Genomic DNA, 19,491 nt, shown 5'->3' with positions numbered 1-19,491 from the left:
AGTAATGATAGATTATGGATAATTGGAAAACATTCGTTATCAATCAATTTTACAACAATCAACTAATATTGAATAAACGATGAGCTTATTTAAAAAAATATTTTCTTCAGAAAAAAAAGAGACCTTAGACAAGGGACTGGAAAAATCCAAAACAAGTTTCTTATCTAAATTAGGAAAAGCTGTAGCCGGAAAGTCTAAAGTAGATGATGAGGTTTTAGATAATCTGGAAGAGGTTTTAGTAACCAGCGATGTGGGTGTAAACACTACGCTTAAGGTTATTGAGCGTATTGAGGAGCGTGTAGCCAAAGATAAATATCTTGGAACGGAAGAACTAAACCTTATTTTAAGGGAAGAAATTGCCGGTTTACTCTCGGAAACCAATTCCGGTGAAGAAAAAGACTTTGTAATCCCAGCCGGTAAAAAACCGTACGTATTAATGGTTGTGGGTGTAAACGGTGTTGGTAAAACTACCACTATTGGAAAGTTGGCCTATCAATTTAAAAAGCAAGGTAAAAAAGTGGTTTTAGGGGCTGCTGATACCTTTAGAGCTGCCGCAATCGATCAATTACAGGTTTGGGCAGACCGTGTGGATGTTCCCATTATAAAACAAAAAATGGGTAGTGACCCAGCTTCCGTAGCTTTCGATACACTAAAATCTGCTGTTACCCAAGATGCCGATGTGGTAATTATAGATACGGCTGGTAGGCTGCACAACAAGGTGAATCTCATGAATGAGCTTACCAAAGTAAAAAGGGTAATGCAAAAAGTAGTTGAAGATGCACCCCATGAAGTGCTTTTGGTCCTCGATGGTTCCACTGGACAAAATGCTTTTGAGCAGGCAAAACAATTTACCAAAGCCACAGAAGTTACCTCTTTGGCGGTTACCAAACTCGATGGTACCGCAAAAGGTGGGGTGGTTATTGGTATTTCCGATGAGTTTAAAATTCCCGTAAAATATATTGGAGTGGGAGAAGGGATTGAAGATCTTCAGGTTTTTAATAAATATGAGTTTGTAGATTCTTTTTTTAAGTAAATTTCAAAATACAGTATTATTTGGGGCCTTGTTGATATTATTTAACAAGGTCCTTTTTCTTTGCTGAAAACATTTTATCTTTAATGAAAAGCCAAGCTTATGAAAAAGATATTCTTTCTACTCTTTGTTTGTTGTTTGTACAGTTGTAAAGAAAATACCGATACCAAAAAAGAATCAATTACCAACAACGAAACTCTGGAGATAGAGAAGCAACAAGCCCACGAAAATGAGCGTATGCGCTTTAAATTATTACAGTCTAAGATAGATCGAGATGATATTTTTGCGTCTTTTCGGAAAGAATTGAAGGACTTTGGAGAAGACAGATACGAGGAGCTCAAACCGTTAATACTGGAGAAGGATATCCCGAGCCTTCAAGAGCATGTGGCCAATGGCAATCTATCTTATAAAGAGCTCACTTTGTTTTATTTGTTTAGAATTCATAAATACGAAAGCAACCCGACTACTTCCTTGCATGCTATTATTAGTTTAAATACCAATGTAATTAAGGAAGCGGAAGAAAAGGATCGTTTTTTCAAACAGAATAAAACACTTCCGAACCCTATTTTTGGAATGCCCATACTGCTAAAAGACAACATTGGTAGTGATGGTATGCCTACCACAGCGGGTGCGGTGGCTTTAAAAGAAAACTATGCTGGGGATGCATTTATCACGCAACGGTTAAAAGAGCACGGAGCTCTTATTCTAGGGAAAGTAAATTTAAGTGAATGGGCCTATTATTTTTGCGATGGTTGTCCACTTGGATATTCTGCCATCGGTGGGCAAACGCTTAACCCCTACGGAAGAAAAGTTTTTGAATCGGGAGGTTCTAGTTCGGGGAGTGGAGCGGTTACAGCTGCCAACTATGCAGTTGCAGCGGTGGGTACGGAAACAGCGGGTTCTATTTTATCACCTTCAAGTCAGAATTCTGTAGTAGGTTTAAAGCCTACAATCGGTGTTTTAAGTCGGTCTGGAATTGTACCTATTTCCAGTACCCTCGACACACCCGGACCTATGACCAAAAATGTAACAGATAATGCCATACTTCTCGATGCCTTAAAAGGGAAGGATGATAACGATAGTGCGTCCATTAGTTCCAATACAAACTATTATTCCGAACTTACCAACATCTCTGTGGATACCATTAAGCTAGGAGCCCTTAAAAGTTTAATGGAAAGCGACTCAATGTATAAAAGCACGGTAGAGAAGTGGCGTTCCGTTGGGATCGAAATTGTGGAAATAGAAACTCCAGAGGTTAATTTAAACGGATTTCTAACGCTGTTGAATATAGATATGAAAAACGATCTTGCAAATTATTTAAAAAGCAACGCCAGTAAACAAGTGCGGGTAAAGAATATTCAAGACATAGTAGATTTTAACTTGAAAGATACTACCCTTCGGGCACCCTACAAACAGGAACTATTCGATGGAATTTTGGCAGATACTACTTCGCTGGATGAGTTGGCCCTTGTAAAAGATAGTTTGCAGTACAACGGGCGTAAATTTTTTGAAACAGCTTTTGGTGTGTATAAAGTTGACGCCGTACTTTCCATAAACAATTATCATGCGGCTTATGCTGCCGTAGCCAAGTATCCCGCTTTGGCATTGCCAATGGGGTATAAAAATTCCGGAGAACCAAAGAGTATTACTTTTATTGGGAAGCCATTTAGGGAAGAACTATTGTTGCAATTGGCATTTTTCTTTGAGCAGGAGTTTCCTATTCGTAAATTGCCAAAGGATTACCAATAATTATGAAAGAAAGATATAAAATAACCTTTACAAAGATAATCGCTTACTATTGTTTGTTCTATGCAGCGGTAAAAATCTATGCTATTTTTCAGGGTTTATGGCTTTGGCCTAATTTAATAATTGCTATTTTCTTAGGGATTACTGCCGGAATAGGCTTTTATATAATGAAGCATGAAAAGTACAATTGGTATTTTGTTGGAGTATGTGTTATCCTGCTTTCGGCACTGCGATACTACGAACCTACCTTAATTCCATATTTACAGCAAGTTTTTGGTTCTTAAACAAATATTTAATTCAATTATCTTCGTTTTATACACTTTCAAATCGTAATTTTGCCCACTGTTTTAAAATAAGCATTTTTCTGTTTTTTCTGAATATCGAAAATGGAAATGTCGCATAACAATAGGTAGTATGAGAACAAAATCTTTAAAGAAGAATAAGATCAATGTAGTAACCCTTGGGTGTTCCAAAAATGTGTACGATAGTGAAGTACTTATGGGGCAACTAAAGGCAGGTGGCAAAGAAGTTGTTCATGAAGAGGAAGGGAATGTAGTGGTTATCAATACCTGTGGTTTTATAAATAATGCCAAGGAAGAAAGTGTAAATACTATTTTAGAGTTCCTTCAGAAAAAAGAGCAAGGAGAAGTAGATAAAGTTTTTGTAACCGGTTGTTTAAGCGAGCGATATAAACCCGATTTAGAAAAGGAAATTCCAGATGTGGATCAATATTTTGGAACTACAGAACTTCCTAGCCTTTTAAAAGCGTTGGGGGCCGATTATAGGCATGAACTTATAGGGGAACGGTTAACCACTACTCCAAAAAACTATGCATATTTAAAAATAGCCGAAGGTTGCGACCGTCCCTGTAGTTTTTGCGCAATCCCTTTAATGAGAGGAAAGCACAAAAGTACACCGATAGAAGATTTGGTTAAAGAGGCGGAAAAACTGGCGGCTAATGGGGTTAAAGAATTAGTGCTTATCGCACAGGACCTTACCTACTACGGACTCGATTTATACAAAAAGCGTGCGCTTGCAGATTTGCTTAAGGAACTTGTAAAAGTTGAAGGTGTTGAATGGATACGCTTACATTATGCCTTCCCTACAGGATTCCCTATGGATGTGTTGGAAGTAATGAAAAATGAGCCTAAAGTTTGTAATTATATCGATATTCCGCTTCAACATATTTCTGATGCCATCTTAAAATCCATGCGACGGGGAACAACGCAGGCAAAAACCACAAAACTTCTTAAGGATTTTAGGGAAGCGGTACCCCATATGGCTATTAGGACCACTTTAATTGTTGGTTATCCTGGGGAGACGGAAGAAGATTTCCAAACCTTAAAAGAATGGGTTAAAGAGATGCGTTTTGAACGTTTAGGATGCTTTACTTACAGTCACGAAGAAAACACCCATGCTTACAATTTAGAAGATGATGTGCCTGAAGAAGTCAAGCAACAAAGGGCTTCCGAGATTATGGATATTCAATCTCAAATATCTTGGGAATTGAATCAGGAAAAAGTAGGAAAGACTTTTCGTTGTGTCATCGATAGAAAAGAAGGAAATTATTTTGTAGGAAGAACCGAGTTCGATTCTCCCGATGTGGATAACGAAGTATTGATCGATGCATCTCAATATTATCTTAAAACGGGTGAATTCGCCAATATTATAGTTGAAGAGGCTGGCGATTTCGATTTATACGGAAAACCCGTAGCTTAAATCCAATTTATACGTTTTAATGGGGGCGAGCGCGTTAAAAAACCTCACTCGATACGTTTCTTAACGTATCGGGAGACGTCTGACAACCAGTTGGACACGTCGTATAGCGATCTGTACACGTCCAAGACCCCTCTGGATACGTCCCTTGACGTATCGGGAGACGTTCAAGATCTCATTGGACACGTCCCACAACGTATCGGGACACATTTTAAACCTCTCTGGATACGTGCCTTAACGTATCAGGAGATATTTAAAACCTCGTCAGTTACGTTCATCAACGTATTAGGATATGTTCAGGATGTCGCTGGATACGTCCCACAATGTATCGGGACACGTTCAAGAGCTCGGCAGATATGTTTTATTACTTATCGGGATACGTTTAAAATTTCTTGATATTTTCTTATTTCGATTTTATTTTAAGGGGGGCGGGATTAATTCCTGATAATTATAGGTAAAAACAATCTTTAGTAAATTAGGACGCAATCGAAACTAACCGAATTTTGGTTATACCTTTTTTGTATGAGTTTGTTTTTTTAAAATTAAGGGGGTCAAAATCAAACTTATAATTCCCGCTGAAATTGCAGTTGCGATAACATTTCCGTATTGTTTGATGTCAAGTCCACTAAAAATCCTAATTAATGTGATTATAAATGTTAGCCCGATTAAAATCAGCCAGAATTTAAGATTAACATTTGCACTAATTCCAAACTCTCTTGGTAATCGATATATAACTAAGGCGATAATGCACCCACCAACTAACGTACTCGAATGTTGTAGAATTTTCAAAATATATATTGGCTTGCCTAGAATTTCAATGCTGTTCAATAATATTGGGATTTTTTGAACGAAATATCCATTGTGATGGGTAAAACTATCCCAAAAAATATGTGAAACTGCACCAATTAAAATAGAAATTATAATTGCAAACCAATTTCTTTTAAAGCTATTAATCCAATTAAACTTTTTAAAGCGAAAAAATCTTGACTTTAAAACAATAGGTAAATTGTCCAATAAGCTGTCTCGAACAATCTGATGAAAAATAAAAGCTAGTAAAAGTCCTAATGGTAAGTCGAACCAAAAAATCCCAGCAATTGTATGGCTATAATTACTTTCAATTCTCATCCTTAAAAAATATTCAAAATCAGGGGTTATACTTCCGATTACTAATCCAGTTAACGAAAACCATTTTTTAGGCAAGTAATTTAATGGTAAAACTATTGCTGGATGTGAGAAAGTAAATGGCATTTGATCTTGTAAGGTTTTTGAATTTGTAGTAACCTATTATCGATTATTTGATGGCGTGCTCGAAAGTTTTGCCTGTTTATTTAGCAAAAGAAAATCAATTCGCTATATAATCAATCTCCATAAAGTCTACTACCTCTTTTTTCCAAACATTCTCAACGAAATTTACATGGTCTGGGTGGTTATTGTAGGTGTCGTAATCTTCTTGAGTTTCAAATTGCATGGTGAGTCCCCAATCAAAATCATTCTTTTTTCCAATTTCCTTAACGGCTTTCATGTTTTTAACGGTGGGGATGGATTGTAATGCGGTTGCTTTTTCAATAAAAGCTTTTTCCGCTTCTGATCCTTTTGGATGTTTTAACTTAAAAAAGACACTGTGGGTAATCATTTCGCTGGATTTAGTTTCATTGCAACTTGTTATAACTACTGTTAAGAGTACCGCTATTAAAAGGGAAAAGTTTAACTTCATTGGTTTGAGAATTTATAATTTGTGGTTGTTAAACTTCGAAGATAGCAAAATGCTCATTAATGGGAAACAAACTTTAATCCTACTAGGGAGATTATCAAGGTGGTAATAAAGAAAAGTCTCCAAAAATCAGCTGGTTCATTAAAAATAATAACACCAACCAATACGGTTCCCACTGCACCAATTCCAGTCCAAACGGCATAAGCGGTACCAATGGGTAAAGTCTCGGTGGCCTTTATAAGCAATAGCATGCTGATGGCTAAGCATACTATAAAACCACCATACCATAAATGGGCTGTGTTTCCTTCTGCGTGCTTAGCCTTGCCTAAACATGTAGCAAAGCCGACCTCAAAGAGGCCGGCTATAATTAAAATAATCCAATTCAATATTTTAAAATTTTATTCGTCTTCTTGCTTAACATCGGCAACTTCATATTGGTTTTTGCCGTCTACTTTAACTGGTTGGTAGTATGTCTCTCCATATTTTACGTAGGTCTGGTCTCCAATGCGGACTTCCTCGGCGCCTTCTGGTAAATTTTCCACAACGGTACCGGCTGTTGGAGGAACTACTGTATAACCATCATCCGACTTTTCATAGTATGCACCTCCGTAATAATAATTATTGGTTGTGCCACCTTCCCCACCTTCAGAAACTACTTCGTAACCGTCTGGCAGTACTTTTATAGTTGCACCCACGGGAGCCTGTATAACGGTGTAGCCATCTTCAACCTTGTTGTAATAATTTCCTTGATCGTAATAATAATTTTGATTTTCAATACTAACAATAATAGCTGTGGTGGCCATGGAAGCTATAAAGAACCCCCAAGGATGCCAGATAGGCCCCCAATAAAAGGGCCTAAAGGGATGGTAGTAATAAGGGTGGTAACAATAATAGCCAAAACCACCATACCTATATGGAGGTCGGCGGTATGGTCTTGGATTGGCAACCACCACTGTGTGCCGATTGTTAATGTTAATATTATTATTTCGTACGTTCACATTATTTCTACGGCTATTGTCAATATTTACATTATTTTTTGTTCGAGGTTTATTAACCACTTTGGAATTGGAGAAATCTCGATTGTGGTTGTTTTTAATATTGGTGTTTCCTCTATCAATTTTAGGCTTACTCGTACTTGGCCTCGAAATATCACGGCTACCACTATTGCTAAAAGAAGGTTTTGTAGAAGGTCTTGTGCTGGGCATGGTAGAAGGCCTAGAAGAAGAAAAATTTCTGTTTGGCTGTTTTTGAAAACCTCCATTTATGGAACGGCCTCCTGAAGGTTTAGAAAAGCCACCACCCCCTCGACTTGCTCCATGGCCAAACCGTTGTGCTTCTAATGAGGATAATGGTAGGGTTAAGAGCACTGTAAACAGTAGTACCTTGCCTAACGAAATTATGTTTTTTATGAGTGTATTCATCTTAATAGCTTTTTAATTTACCTAAAGTTTTATTTGGATTTGGACATGATGCTAATTTTTCTCGCATTTTCCGGAGGCACAAAATCAAACATAGCGTTGTCTACTTTAGGGTTTATTTCCCATTTGGTAAAGGTGGCCTCATATTGGTTTTGTTGCTTGTCTTTGTGTATAATGACCAGTTTTATGGGTAGTGGTTTTTCTTTATTTTCAATCCAAAGCTGTACATTCATTTTATCGTTCGATGCCAGTATTTGGGAACATTCTTTACCCGCTATTTTATCTTCCCCCAAATAAAGTATTACTGGAAAATCTGCGATAAGATCGTCCGTTAAGCTGGGATAGAAAACATCGGCAGCAGGAAATCGCACCCCAAAATGAGTGTGTATACTGTCTATCATGGAGATGATGTTGTCGGGTGCAGGTAATATTACATAATTGTTTTCACCGGCAGAGTAGTAAACAAAGTTCTTTCCATTATAATAATAATCCTTGTTGTGCAGAGTGCCCCTGCTTTTCACCATCATTTTGTCTGGTCCAAACATGGCGATTTCATCGGTATAATAATGTTTTTGAAGACCATAAAGGTCATTTTCATCCACAGACCGTTCTAAAAAGAATTTACAGGAATTTAGGGTTCCAATGTAAGCTCCCATTTTATCTAATTTGTCGATGGCGGCAGAATCTACTACAGCAATTTCTTGACTAAATCCTAATTGAAAAGACAAAAAGGAAAGTACTACGAGGTATTTTTTCATACAGTAAAGCGTTAATTACTTCTATAAATAATTAATAGGTTGGAGGAGGAATCGATAAGATCTTACAGTGAAAATACTAAATATTCTTAATATAATCATTAAGAGACCTATTTAAAAACATTGATTTCTAATGAATAAGGGTAGCCTGTTCTGAATTGGAAAGTTCTTTTTAAAAAAAAAGATGCTTTCTTAAAGGAAAACATCTTTTTTGAAATCGTATAATCTTATGGTTTCTTAAATACCGGTGTAATTTGAAGGTGTAATAGCCTTAAGTTCTTTTTTAACCGCCTCCGACACCTCTAGGGTTTCAATAAATGCAGCGATGGATTGTTTGTTTATTTTCTCGTTGGTACGTGTAAGGCCCTTTAATGCTTCATAAGGATTTGCATAACCTTCCCGTCTTAATATAGTTTGAATTGCTTCTGCCACAACCGCCCAGTTATTTTCAAGATCTTCTTCAAACTTAGTGTTGTTCAGTAATAATTTGTTCAATCCTTTTAAAGTAGATTGAAATGCGATAAGGGTATGTCCAAAAGGAACTCCCACATTTCTTAATACGGTACTATCGGTTAAATCCCTTTGCAATCTGGAGATAGGTAGTTTTCCAGATAAATGTTCAAAAATGGCGTTGGCAATCCCCAAGTTTCCTTCAGAATTTTCAAAATCAATAGGGTTTACTTTATGAGGCATGGCAGAAGAGCCCACTTCTCCCTTTTTTATTTTTTGCTTGAAATAATCCATGGAAATATACGTCCACATATCCCTATTGAAATCGATAATGATGGTATTGATTCTTTTTAGGGCATCGAATAGCGCCGCCATATGGTCGTAATGCTCTATTTGTGTGGTGGGGAACGAATGACGCAGTTGTAGGCTGTCTTCTACGAATTCGGTTCCGAACTCTTTCCAGTTAATAGAAGGGTAGGCTACTTTATGGGCATTAAAATTCCCAGTTGCCCCGCCGAACTTAGCCGCAATAGGTATATTCTTCAATCCGCTAAATTGTTCGCTCAGTCTTACCACAAAAACCTCAATTTCTTTTCCTAATCGAGTAGGGGAAGCTGGTTGCCCGTGTGTTCTGGCAAGCATGGAAACATCTTTCCATTCTGCCGCCAAGCCCTTAAGTTTGGTAACAATATCTTCGTAGAGTGGTAGGTATGTTTTTTCCAAGGCTTCTTTTATGGAAAGCGGAATTGCAGTATTATTGATATCCTGTGAAGTGAGTCCGAAGTGTATAAATTCTTTAAATAAATCAATTCCCAGATCATCAAATTTTTCTTTTATAAAATATTCCACTGCCTTTACGTCGTGGTTGGTAGTTTTTTCAATTTGCTTAATGGCTGCGGCATCAATAGCCGTAAAATCTTCGTAGATCGCTCTTAAGTCGTTAAATAGTGAGTGGTCGAACTCTTTTAATTGAGGTAAAGGGATGTTGCAGAGCGCTATAAAGTATTCAATTTCTACGCGTACCCTGTATTTTATGAGTGCTTCTTCAGAGAAAAAATCGGCTAAACTTTCAGTTTTACTGCGGTATCTTCCATCTATTGGAGAAACAGCATTTAATGGTGTTAGTTGCATGTTTGTATGTTAATTCCCAAACTTTGGGACTTTTCAGGCTTTTGTGCTTGAAAATTAGTTAAATAATCACTTTAGTTTTTTTGGTAATGACCAAAGATGCAAATTTAATGCTTACCATGAAAAGGGTCAACTTATTTAAGGGAAAAGTTCTTTAGAATATATACTGACAAGAAATTGGCAGGCCTAAAAGGAAGTTTTAATTGAGTATCATTTTTCAATGATTAAACCAGATAAGATAAAATTTGACTCCAATAACTCTTAAAGGAAAGAATCATCGAGCTTTTTAAATAAATACTTTGCATTCTGAAAATATGAAGGAGTACCATAGAATTACTTCATAAATTTTGGTTGAACTTTTATAGATTAACATCGAATTTTTCAAGAAATCCCATTTTTCAATCCCTTGTAATTCAAAGAGGTTGAAAAATTTAACAACTTTTTTCTTATATTTGAGTAAAACACCATCTATGAAGCATTCCTTTTTTAATTTTGCTTCCCCCTTTAAAACACTGCTAACTTTTTTGGTATTTATTTTGCCGCTTTCAACTTTCGCCTCTGCCGAAGATGCGATTGCAGAGGTGGTGAGTTGGGTGGCCTTAATTATTGGTCCCATTGTTGCTATTGGCGTATTTTTATTTGTACATGTATTACCTGAAAAAATCGCCGAAAAAAGAAATCATCCGCAAGCGCAGGCCATAAAAGTATTGTGCTTTCTTTCTCTTCTTTTTGGAGGTTTGCTATGGCCTTTGGCTTGGCTCTGGGCCTACACAAAACCAGTGTTTTATAAAATGGCTTATGGAACCGATCAAGGTGATTATCACGAAACCACCATTAAGGAATTCAAGGAAAGCAAAGAAAAGCAGCAACAGACCCCACCACCTGCAGACCCACAATTGTAAAAGTTTATTTTAAGTATAACTACATTATCTAATTATGGAAATACTACTACTCCTTATATATTCGGGCATTGTATGGCTGGTGTTCTTTAAATACAAATGGCTGCCCTGGAACACATTTACCCAAGCAGTTTCTTTTATTATTCCCATTGTCTCAATATCTATTTTAATATTATTTCTGAATATTGTAGCGCCATCTTCCCACGATGTGAGGGTAATGAATTACAATGTAGAGGTGGTACCAGCAGTAACTGGTTTGGTGACCGAAGTGCCGGTGGAACCTAATCAGCATGTAAAAAAGGGCGATGTACTATATAGAATAGATCCCGAACCCTTTCAATTAAAGGTCAATAATTTACAGGCACGTATCCCTATGTTGGAAGCAAAACTCATTAGTGCTAAAGCGTACGATAAAGAGTTGGAAGACCAAATAGAGGCTGCCTCCAGCAATATAAGCATGATCGATGCGCAATTGGATCTTGCTGCCAAAAGACTGGAACAAACTAGGGAATTGGCGCTTTCTGGAGCTGGCTCTAAATTCGATTATGAGCAGGCAGAGGCCAACCTAAAGAATTTACAGGCGCAACGTGCTGCAGCACAGTCAGAGAAATCACAGTATATTCAACGGATTTCTGCTGTAGCTTCCGATGGGGAGTTGTCTGAAATTGCCCAAGCTAGAGCCGATTTGGAGCAGGCAAAAGCAGAACTGGAAGAAGCGAAGTGGAAATTGGAGCAAACAGTTTATAGGGCACCCGCAGACGGAAGGGTAGTTAATTTACAGTTGCGTCCTGGAGCCATGGCTGTGCAATTCCCTATAAAACCGGTAATGACATTTATCGAAGATGAACAGTGGGTAACGGCATTGTTCGAGCAAAATGAAATTCGATACGTAGAAGCTGGGCAAGAAGCAGAAATTGCATTGAAAACATATCCCAACCGTATTATAAAATGCGAAGTAGAACATATTGTCTGGGCAAATGCACAGGGGCAGTTAACGGCCTCCGGAAGATTGCCAGACACTCAAGAAACCGGCTTTGAAGAAGGCCGTTTTGCCGTACGTTTAAAATTATCGGAAGAAGAAAAAGGCTTGTTTTTAGCTCCTGGAGCAGTTGGACAAGGAGCTATTTATACCGATCATGGAGGTCCTATTCATTTAGTTAGAAAAGTAATTATAAGGGTTGGAACTAAAATGGATTGGCTGGTTTTAAAACTTCACTAAAACATGAAAAACCGTATTCCAAATTTATATCGTTTAGTTCTTCTGGCACTTCTATTTCCATTTTTTCAAAATTGTGCAGTAAAAAAGCCGCCTGTTGAAGACGACCTTTATGAGCAGTCTTTTGCTAATTTTATTTTACCTTCTACCTGGCAAAATAGTGCCGATACTTTAGGAATAAAAGAAAATTGGTTAAGCACTTTCGATGATGAATTGTTAGATACCTTGGTGCTGGAAGCTTTAGCTTATAATCCCGATTTACGTATTAGTAGCGCACGTATAGAAGAAGCACAAGGGTATGTTCAAGCCGCTCAGGCAGCTTTAAGGCCTGCTTTAAGTATCTTAGGAAGGGAAACCAGTAAGCTAGGAGGAAATTTAGGGGGAGGCCTTAACGGAGCCCTGTTTTCGGCTTCTTGGGAATTGGATATTTGGGGAGAACTAAGAAATGCCAGAAATGCAGAACAGTCTAATTTAGCAGCTTCTGAAGCTGAAATGTCTTTTGCAAAATTATCGCTTGCAGCAACCGTAGCACGATCTTATTATTTGGCTTCTGAAACCTATTTACAAATTCAACTGGCTAAACAAATGCTGGAAATCTCTGAAAAAATGAGAGAGCTTTCCCAAAAAAGATTTGACGTTGGAATAGGAACGGAAATCGATTTTGTGGTTTCCGAAGCTAATTTGAATAGATTAAAAGATGGCGTGAAACAATTAGAACTGGCTTATTCCAATCAATTACGGTCTTTAGAATTACTTTTGGGTAGATATCCCGCTGCAGAAATAGAGGTAAGAAACAGTTTGCCGCAGATTACCACCTATATTCCCGCAGGGATCCCTGTGCAGGTTTTAGAACGAAGACCCGATGTTTTGGCGGCGCAATATAGATTTAACGCGGCTTTTTACAGAGTGGGAGAGGCTGAAGCAGCCAAACTACCAAATTTAAGTCTTACTGCCGGTTTTGGGTATATTTCCAGTGAGATAATCGATCTTACCTCCCAGTTCTCAAACCCTATTCGTAGCATTGGTGGTGAACTTGCAGCACCTATTTACCAAGGGGGCGAGCTTCGTGCCAATGTGGTTATTAGAAATGCGCAACAGAAACAGGCGGTAGAGGTTTATAGTCGAACGGTATTAAATGCACTGACCGATGTGGAAAGTGCCTTGGATGCTGTTGAAGTGGTAGATAGCCGGGAGCAGTTTTTAGATCTGGCCGTTAAAAATAACCTAAGGGCTTTCGAGCTGGAACAACAACGTTATAAGGTTGGAATTTCCGATATGCGGGATCTAATTACCCAACAAATGGATTTATTCCGGTCGGAAATCGACTTGTTAAGGCTTCGTGGTGAAAAAATTGTACAACGAATTAATCTGTTTTTAGCCCTTGGTGGTTCTATGTAACCCTAAGAAAAAATAAATTCGTTTTGTAATGAAGCTTCAGAATACACGTCTAAGCCAAGAACCAATAAATAAAATATCTAAAATGAAAAACCTAATTGCAATCGCGTTTCTTGCGATACTTATTGTTGCCTGTGCTTCAGAAGAAAAAAAAGAGAAAGAGGTCTCGGTAAATCTAGATCAATATCCACCTAAATTGGTGAAGGTTCTCGAAGCGCATGGCGGACTCGAAACATGGAATAAACAAAAATTACTTAAATTTTCCAAAGGTGAAGAAATACATACTATCGATTTGAGCAATAGAAAATCCTTGGTTGTGTCCCCAAAATATACCTTGGGTTATAATGGAAAGAACACCTGGTTAAAAGAAAAAGATTCGGCCGCTTTTAAAGGGAATCCTGATTTTTACCACAATTTGTTTTTCTATTTCTATGCAATGCCTTTTGTCTTAGCGGATGATGGGATTGTCTACGACGCTACAGATTCATTAATAGTAGAAGGAAAAAGCTATCCAGGAATTAAAATATCTTTTAAGGACGGGGTAGGAGCTTCCTCAAAGGATAACTATTATTTGTATTACAACCCTAAAAATCATCAAATGGAATGGTTGGGATATACCGTAACATTTTTTGATAATAAGGCAAAAGACGAAACCTCAATTATAAAATATGATGAATGGCAGGATATCGATGGATTGAAATTACCGCGATCTCTAGTGTGGTACGAAAAAGATTCCATAGGGAATATAGTGCCTCCTAAAACCGTGAATCCAGTTACTTTTGAAGAAGTTTCTTTAAGTACAAAAGAGGTAGACAGTACCTTTTTTGAAGAAGTAGAATAGAACTTCTTAAAGTTCGTCAATAACTATTTGGTAACCATTAATAATATCTAAAACAGCACTCTCTTCTTTGGAAAAGTAGTGCTGTTCTTTTCTACGGTTAAGTCCTTTAAAATAAGAATCTATTTCCCCTGTTTCATATTGTTTTACAACCTCGGGATGCACATAATACTTTCTGCAAACATTGCGGGTGTTTCCAAGGCCTTCTGCCGCCGAATCGTAGGCCTTTAGAATATTCTTTTTGTTTTTGGATTCTTTGGTCTCTATTCCAGATTGGTAAAGGGAACTAAAAAAAATAGTCGTGGCTGCCCATGTTCTAAAGTCTTTGGCAGAAAAATCATCGCCGCTGAGGTCATGGATGTATTCGTTTACCATGCCAGAGTCTACGGAATGATGGTTTCCACTTTCATCATAATATTGAAAAAGCTCCCATCCTGGTATTTCCTTGCTTTGCAGTACAAGGCGTTTTAGTCTTTTATTTTTTATCGTAACCCTGTGTTCTTTACCTCTTTTCCCTACAAAATGAAACTTCATTTTAGTGTCCACCGTTTTCAAGTGTCTAGTGCGCATGGTGGAAAGACCATAGGAATTGTTTTTCTTGGCGTAGTATTCGTTGCCTATTCGTATGTGGGTTTCATCCATCAGCCTTACAATTAAAGCCAATACTTTCTCTTGTGGCATACCTTTTAAGGAAAGGTCATTATCAACTTTTTCCCTTAAACTTGGCAGCATTTTGCCAAAAGCACTCATCTTATAAAACTTAGTACAGTTTCTTATTTTAGTCCATAGCTCGTGATATCTATATTGTTTCCGCTTTTTTAAATCTTCTCCAATTACTTGCAAATGGGCATTTTCAATAGCGGCAATTTTTACATTTTGCCAAGCTGGAGGGATCACGAGACTCTCAATACGATTGATTATTTTTTCATCGGTTAAAGGCTTGTTCTCTCGAAGATATATAAATTCCTCCCCTTTTTTCTTCCTTAAAATCTCCAAATCGTTTTCGTAGATGTAAACTAAGTTTCCAAATTTTGCGGCTTCCTCGGGATCGGTTAGAATTTTGTTCAGTTCTTTGGTTGAAATTTTCACTAGATTACCTAATTTTTAAAAGATCCTTTAATTTACCGTTTTCTTTTGGAAAAAGCTTATTTATAATTTTCAAAAACCCGATTGTGGTAATCATTGCATCACCTGCGGCCGTATGTCTATCTTTTAGGGAAATATTGAGATTTTCAGCAACTTCATCTAAGCTATAAGACTTGTTTCTATTTATTAAGTTGGAATGAATGCGTGTGGCCTTATACAAAATCATGGTATCCAAGACTTTGTTTTTTAAGACTGGTAATCCCAAACGTTCCAGGGCACGGTTTAACATTTCAATATCGAAATGGGCATGATGTGCCACTAAAATCGAATTTTCTATATATTCCAAAAACTTGATGATGGCTTCTTTTTCTGAAAGCATGGCTGCCGGTTCGTTGTTAATAATACCGTGGATTTTAACAGTCTCTGGATTAAATTGTTTTTGGTTTATGTAAACTTCAAATACCTCTGAAACGTTAATGATATTGTTCTTTAAAGAAACGGCACCTATGCAAAGCATTCGATCGCTCATAAAATTAAAGCCAGTTGTTTCTGTGTCCAATATAACAAACCGGGTTTCGCCAATGGTTTCTGGAAGTTTCTTCTCGAAAGTAGATTCATATTTTTTCCAAAACTCGGGGTATTTGGGAGGCTCTTTTTTAAATAAATCGAATAATCCCATTATAGAAAAGGTGTTATTTTAAAACGAAGTTTAATAAGTTCTTGAACCTCATTAACAGATTTAAAGCAACGTTTCAATTTAATTTTTTCTTCCTTCGATAAGGTTTCCAGCTCGATAAAACGTCCCGTGTCATTATGCAACAGCCCTTGTTTAGTTCTAAATTTAAGAAGTGCTTTGGCAGAATAAGAACAGGATAAATACAGTTCTTTATTTTCGGGTTCGAGGGCCGCTAATTTCTCGAAACGCTCGGCTGTATTATTTATGTTTTTTATTTTATGCTGAAGGATAAGTACTCTGGCCGCATCGGTAAGGGGCATTAAAGCACGCTTTTTCAAGTTAAAGAAATCTTTATGCTCGCCATTGGCTTCTACCAAAAACTGCCTGAAAAATCCGAGCGGCGACGGACTCCTTAAGGCTACGGAAGCTAAAGTGTTTATAAAAAGGGAATTGTTTTCGCTTAAGCTAAAAATGGTATCTGAAAGTTGATTGGTAAGTTTGCTGTCGCCATAGGAAATATCATAATCAAAAAAAATGGAGCATAATAAAATCTCATCATTGCCAGGTTCTGTAATCCAATGGGTAAATTTTTGTTTCCATTCGGTGAGCGATAAAGTGTAATCAGGGTTTTTGGCCATCATGTCTGCTGGACAATATTCATAACCAATGGTGTTGAGGGTTTTATTTACCAATTTCGCCAGTTTTAAAAAGTATTTTCTGGTACCTTCCAACTGTTCCTCCACAACGTCTTCAAAAACAATGGCATTATCTTGGTCGGTATGCAAAAGCTGCTCTTTTCTGCCTTGGCTTCCCAAAGACATCCATGCAAAGTTAACCGGCGGTGGTGTGTTCATTTTCTTTAGGCTCCGCTCGATAACTCTTTTTATGGTGGCGTCATTCAATTCAAACATTATTTTAGAAACATGCGTCATGGGGATATTCTGTTGTAAATACCCATTTAATAAATGCATGATACGCCCACGAATCGCTTTAAGCGTTTTTGTTTTTTTGGCGCGTTTTATGGCTTTCATTAAAGCCGCAGGATTATTCCCTTGACTTACAATAATATCATGTTCAGAAACTATTCCCAAAACTTTACTGTTTGGGGTGCCATCCTTGGTAATGCAGATATGACTTATTTTGTGCTTCATCATGGCAACTTGTGCTTGGGCAATGGTAAGTCCTTTGGAATAGCAAATAACGGGAGAGGACATAATTTTTTCTACAGCCACATCAATAGGGAAGAGCCCTACAGCAATAGTGTTTCTTATATCCTTATCGGTAACCACCCCAATCGGCAAGTCGTTTTCCAAGACTAATATGGATCCTACATTTTTATCAGACATTTGCTTGGCCACTTGAGATACGGGAGTTTCTTTGGTACAGCTAATAATGTTTTTTACATAATTTACGGGTTGCAATTCAAATAGCTCTGGAGCCATTTCTTGTTTTGGTTCGCCTTCGGTATACAATCTTCCTCGGTGTTCCCTTGAATACGGATTTCTTGTATTGGAGGCAAAACTTTCAATTAAAAACTGGCCCACACGGTAATTATTTTGAATTATAGGTTGGAAAGTTTCAATGGAAATGGCATATAAAATACATTCTTCATCCGCTATTGCACTGATTAGATAATTTTCCTTCGCAAAAATGGGACGCAAACCAAAAATATCCCCCTCATCACATTTGTCGAGGGTTTCTGTAACATCATTTTCATTTCGTTGAATGGAAACAGCACCCTTATGAACAATATAAAATTGGTGGTGACCAGAATCCCCTTGTTGAAAAATAACAGCTCCTTTTTGCTTGTAGATCACCTGAACCTCCTGTGCGATTTCCAGTAATTCATTGGTCTTTAAAAGTTCGAAGGGTGGAAATCTCTTTAAAAAATCGGCAACGCGCTCTGCAATGGTGTTTTTCATATATTTCGGTATGCAACAATATTATTAGTTATTATTGGTTGAAGTTGTTCCTAACAAATTTAAATAAAAAAAGCCTCTGGGATTTCAGAGGCTAAAACGTTTATTTTAGTTTTCGTCGGATGGCAGAAAATACCAAATCCAAATAATCTGGTTCCAAGGGGACGTAATCTTTCATAAGGGCATAGTTGCCAAGTTCACCTAGATAAACATCAATATCGATTAGTTTTACCGCTGCAACTTCGTCTTTTTGAAGAATGAGTGAATCTACGGATTGCTTTAATTCCACTAAATAAATATGGTGAAATTCGCAATCGATAACCTCTTGGCTGTGTACTATGGTAGATCTATGAATCCCGATCTTCTCCAGGTCTTTCTGGGTGACGTCCAGACCTATTTCTTCCTTAATTTCGCGAATTGCAGAAATCAGGGGTGTTTCTCCCGCACTTATATGTCCAGCTACGGAAACATCCCATTTGTTTGGGAAGGTTTTCTTGGTAGCAACACGTTTTTGAATAAGCACTTTACCATCTTGGGTATAGATCCAAACATGTGCGGTGGGATGAAAAAGTCCTTTTCGATGTGCTTCCGACTTCAAAAGGACTTCTCCCGTTGCATTTCCTTCCTTATCCAATATATCTACATATTCATCCAATCGAAATAGTTTTAAAGATTCCTTATAAATTTAGCGATTAATCAAAATAGCTAAAAGTTTCATTCGGTTTTATCTTTAACAATGTCTCATAAATTAATTGAATAACATGCTCCACGTCCTCTCTATGAACAGTTTCTACCGTTGTGTGCATGTAGCGTAGCGGTAAAGAGATAAGTGCAGAAGCTACCCCGCCGTTACTGTAGGCAAAAGCATCGGTGTCGGTTCCTGTCATCCTTGAAGCTGCCATGCGTTGAAAAGGAATTTCTTTTTCCTCTGCAGTTTCAATAATTAGCTCACGCAATTTGTTTTGAACGGCAGGAGCATAAGATATGACTGGTCCTTTTCCAATTTCTGTATGACCCTGTTTTTTCTTTTCAATCATTGGGGTAGTGGTGTCGTGGCAAACATCGGTAACAATTGCAACGTTTGGTTTAATGGTTTGCGTAATCATTTCTGCGCCACGTAAACCAATTTCTTCCTGTACAGAATTGGTGATGTAAAGCCCAAAAGGTAACTTTTCCTTATTTTCATGTAGCAAACGAGCCACTTCAGCAATCATAAAACCACCTGCACGGTTGTCTATTGCCCGGCATACAAACTTATCGTTGTTCAGGATAAAAAATTCATCGGGATACGTAATAACGCACCCAACATGTACACCCATTTTTTCAACCTCTTCTTTATCCTTCGCACCAATATCGATAAAAATATTATCCAATTTAGGGGCATTTTCGTCTTTATTATCCCTCGTATGTATTGCTGGCCAGCCAAAAACCCCTTTTACAATTCCTTTTTTGGTATGGATGTTCACCACCTTAGAAGGAGCAATTTGGTGATCACTTCCCCCATTTCT

The 19,491-nt window shown here is 37.6% G+C and carries 19 protein-coding genes (1 of these 19 cut by a window edge); 8 read left to right on the top strand and 11 right to left on the bottom strand.

The window, feature by feature from the left end:
* The first annotated feature begins 79 nt into the window (after window positions 1–79).
* The 4 genes from ftsY (at window position 80) to rimO (ending at window position 4,495) form a co-directional block, all read left to right on the top strand.
* Window positions 80–1,033, top strand: coding sequence for a signal recognition particle-docking protein FtsY (ftsY, locus tag HX109_RS01675; RefSeq protein WP_178949490.1), 954 nt, complete (start codon window positions 80–82; stop codon window positions 1,031–1,033).
* Window positions 1,034–1,132: 99 nt separating this feature from the next.
* Window positions 1,133–2,779, top strand: coding sequence for an amidase family protein (locus HX109_RS01670; protein ID WP_178949489.1), 1,647 nt, complete (start codon window positions 1,133–1,135; stop codon window positions 2,777–2,779).
* 2 nt (window positions 2,780–2,781) lie between these two features.
* Complete coding sequence (locus HX109_RS01665) at window positions 2,782–3,060, top strand: hypothetical protein (protein WP_178949488.1); 279 nt, start codon at window positions 2,782–2,784, stop codon at window positions 3,058–3,060.
* 130 nt (window positions 3,061–3,190) lie between these two features.
* Complete coding sequence (rimO, locus tag HX109_RS01660; protein ID WP_178949487.1) at window positions 3,191–4,495, top strand: 30S ribosomal protein S12 methylthiotransferase RimO; 1,305 nt, start codon at window positions 3,191–3,193, stop codon at window positions 4,493–4,495.
* A gap of 504 nt (window positions 4,496–4,999) precedes the next feature.
* Here the strand turns inward: rimO and HX109_RS01655 are convergent.
* The 6 genes from HX109_RS01655 to purB form a co-directional block, all read right to left on the bottom strand.
* Complete coding sequence (locus tag HX109_RS01655) at window positions 5,000–5,740, bottom strand: DUF4184 family protein (protein WP_178949486.1); 741 nt, start codon at window positions 5,738–5,740, stop codon at window positions 5,000–5,002.
* A 94-nt stretch (window positions 5,741–5,834) separates the two neighbouring features.
* Window positions 5,835–6,206, bottom strand: coding sequence for a Dabb family protein (locus tag HX109_RS01650; RefSeq protein WP_220399476.1), 372 nt, complete (start codon window positions 6,204–6,206; stop codon window positions 5,835–5,837).
* Window positions 6,207–6,262: 56 nt separating this feature from the next.
* The gene (locus HX109_RS01645; RefSeq protein WP_178949485.1) at window positions 6,263–6,589 is read right to left on the bottom strand and encodes a DMT family transporter; all 327 of its coding nucleotides are present in this window, start codon (window positions 6,587–6,589) and stop codon (window positions 6,263–6,265) included.
* Between the two features lie 12 nt (window positions 6,590–6,601).
* Complete coding sequence (locus HX109_RS01640) at window positions 6,602–7,624, bottom strand: DUF6515 family protein (protein ID WP_178949484.1); 1,023 nt, start codon at window positions 7,622–7,624, stop codon at window positions 6,602–6,604.
* A gap of 29 nt (window positions 7,625–7,653) precedes the next feature.
* On the bottom strand, window positions 7,654–8,379 hold the full coding sequence (locus tag HX109_RS01635) for a DUF2092 domain-containing protein (protein WP_178949483.1): 726 nt from the start codon (window positions 8,377–8,379) through the stop codon (window positions 7,654–7,656).
* 234 nt (window positions 8,380–8,613) lie between these two features.
* Entirely contained in the window at window positions 8,614–9,957 is a 1,344-nt protein-coding gene (gene purB, locus HX109_RS01630; protein ID WP_178949482.1) for an adenylosuccinate lyase, read from the bottom strand.
* Window positions 9,958–10,424: 467 nt separating this feature from the next.
* Here purB and HX109_RS01625 point away from each other — a divergent pair, with 467 nt between their 5' ends.
* The 4 genes from HX109_RS01625 (at window position 10,425) to HX109_RS01610 (ending at window position 14,305) form a co-directional block, all read left to right on the top strand.
* Complete coding sequence (locus HX109_RS01625; protein ID WP_178949481.1) at window positions 10,425–10,856, top strand: DUF3302 domain-containing protein; 432 nt, start codon at window positions 10,425–10,427, stop codon at window positions 10,854–10,856.
* Between the two features lie 34 nt (window positions 10,857–10,890).
* Complete coding sequence (locus tag HX109_RS01620) at window positions 10,891–12,072, top strand: HlyD family secretion protein (protein ID WP_178949480.1); 1,182 nt, start codon at window positions 10,891–10,893, stop codon at window positions 12,070–12,072.
* 3 nt (window positions 12,073–12,075) lie between these two features.
* Window positions 12,076–13,467 carry an efflux transporter outer membrane subunit gene (locus tag HX109_RS01615; protein ID WP_178949479.1) on the top strand — a complete coding sequence of 464 codons (1,392 nt, stop codon included), beginning with the start codon at window positions 12,076–12,078 and terminating at the stop codon, window positions 13,465–13,467.
* Window positions 13,468–13,549: 82 nt separating this feature from the next.
* Window positions 13,550–14,305, top strand: a complete 756-nt coding sequence (locus HX109_RS01610; RefSeq protein WP_178949478.1) for a DUF6503 family protein — start codon at window positions 13,550–13,552, stop codon at window positions 14,303–14,305.
* 6 nt (window positions 14,306–14,311) lie between these two features.
* On the opposite strand, the gene HX109_RS01605 is transcribed toward HX109_RS01610, so the two are convergent.
* The 5 genes from HX109_RS01605 to HX109_RS01585 form a co-directional block, all read right to left on the bottom strand.
* The gene (locus tag HX109_RS01605; RefSeq protein ID WP_178949477.1) at window positions 14,312–15,391 is read right to left on the bottom strand and encodes a DNA topoisomerase IB; all 1,080 of its coding nucleotides are present in this window, start codon (window positions 15,389–15,391) and stop codon (window positions 14,312–14,314) included.
* 4 nt (window positions 15,392–15,395) lie between these two features.
* Window positions 15,396–16,067, bottom strand: a complete 672-nt coding sequence (locus HX109_RS01600; RefSeq protein WP_178949476.1) for a PolC-type DNA polymerase III — start codon at window positions 16,065–16,067, stop codon at window positions 15,396–15,398.
* Window positions 16,067–17,986, bottom strand: a complete 1,920-nt coding sequence (locus tag HX109_RS01595; RefSeq protein WP_178949475.1) for a DUF294 nucleotidyltransferase-like domain-containing protein — start codon at window positions 17,984–17,986, stop codon at window positions 16,067–16,069. Before HX109_RS01595 ends, HX109_RS01600 begins: the two co-directional genes overlap by 1 nt.
* Window positions 17,987–18,086: 100 nt before the next feature.
* On the bottom strand, window positions 18,087–18,638 hold the full coding sequence (locus HX109_RS01590) for an NUDIX hydrolase (protein ID WP_178949474.1): 552 nt from the start codon (window positions 18,636–18,638) through the stop codon (window positions 18,087–18,089).
* Between the two features lie 37 nt (window positions 18,639–18,675).
* Window positions 18,676–19,491, bottom strand: partial view of a M42 family metallopeptidase gene (locus HX109_RS01585; protein ID WP_178949473.1) — the 3' portion only. It continues 273 nt past the right edge of the window; only the last 816 of its 1,089 coding nucleotides appear in the window; the start codon falls outside the window, past its right edge; its stop codon occupies window positions 18,676–18,678.

This window comes from Galbibacter sp. BG1 (assembly GCF_013391805.1).
In the GTDB taxonomy this organism is placed as follows: domain Bacteria; phylum Bacteroidota; class Bacteroidia; order Flavobacteriales; family Flavobacteriaceae; genus Galbibacter.
The sequence above is the reverse complement of the archived record's forward strand: the minus strand, read 5'-3'. Positions and strand labels throughout refer to the sequence as shown.